Here is a 1,228-nt window from a genome sequence, read left to right on the forward strand (position 1 = left end):
TGGGGCGGCAAGCGCACCGAGCTGCTGGAGAAGGGCTACGACTTCAAGCTGGAGTACGTCGGCGAGGCGGCGGCCAACCTCGATGGCGGCTATGACGACGACAAGACCGGACGCTACACCGACCAGTTCGCCCTGGGCGTGCACATGGACCTGGAGAAGATCCTCGGCTGGAAGGCTACCGAGTTCCAGTTCACCGTCACCGAGCGCAACGGCAAGAACCTTTCCAACGACCGCATCGGCGACCCGCGTGCCGGGCACATCAGCTCGGTGCAGGAGGTCTGGGGCCGCGGGCAGACCTGGCGGCTGACCCAGCTGTGGCTCAAGCAGCAGTACTTCGACGGCGCGCTGGACGTGAAATTCGGCCGTTTCGGCGAGGGCGAGGACTTCAACAGCTTCCCCTGCGATTTCCAGAACCTGGCCTTCTGCGGCTCGCAGGTGGGCAACTGGGCGGGGAGCATCTGGTACAACTGGCCGGTCAGCCAGTGGGCGTTGCGGGTGAAGTACAACTTCGCGCCGGACTGGTACGTGCAGGTCGGCGCCTACGAGCAGAACCCGTCGAACCTGGAGACCGGCAACGGCTTCAAGATGAGCGGCAGCGGGACCAAGGGCGCGCTGCTGCCGGTGGAGCTGATCTGGCAGCCGAAGGTCGGCGCCGAGCAACTGCCGGGCGAGTACCGGCTGGGCTACTACTACAGCACGGCGAAGGCCGATGACGTCTACGACGACGTCGACGGCCAGCCGCAGGGGCTGACCGGCAACGACTTCAAGTCGCGCGGCAGCAAGCATGGCTGGTGGGTGGTGGCGCAGCAGCAGGTCACTTCGCACAACGGCGATGCTTCGCGCGGGTTGAGCCTGTTCGCCAACCTGACGGTCCACGACAAGGCGACCAACGTGGTGGACAACTACCAGCAGCTCGGGGTGGTCTACAAGGGTCCGTTCGATGCGCGGCCGAAGGACGACATCGGCCTGGGCATCGCGCGCATCCACGTCAACGACGATGTGAAGAAGCGCCAGCGCCTGGTGAACCAGGTGAACGGCATCGACGATTACGACAACCCGCTGTACCAGCCGCTGCAGGACACCGAGTACAACGCCGAGCTGTACTACGGGGTGCATGTGACCGACTGGCTGACGGTGCGGCCGAACCTGCAATACATCAAGCAGCCGGGCGGGGTCGACGAGGTCGACAACGCGCTGGTGGCGGGGATCAAGATCCAGACGGTGTTCT

The 1,228-nt window shown here is 65.0% G+C and carries 1 protein-coding gene; it reads left to right on the forward strand.

Annotated elements, in window-relative coordinates:
• On the forward strand, nt 1-1,228 hold a 1,228-nt coding region (gene oprB / locus LT948_RS33030), incomplete at both ends, for a carbohydrate porin OprB (RefSeq protein ID WP_031642400.1).

Source organism: Pseudomonas sp. CP-1, assembly GCF_021213715.1.
GTDB classification, from domain to species: Bacteria; Pseudomonadota; Gammaproteobacteria; order Pseudomonadales; family Pseudomonadaceae; genus Pseudomonas; species Pseudomonas aeruginosa.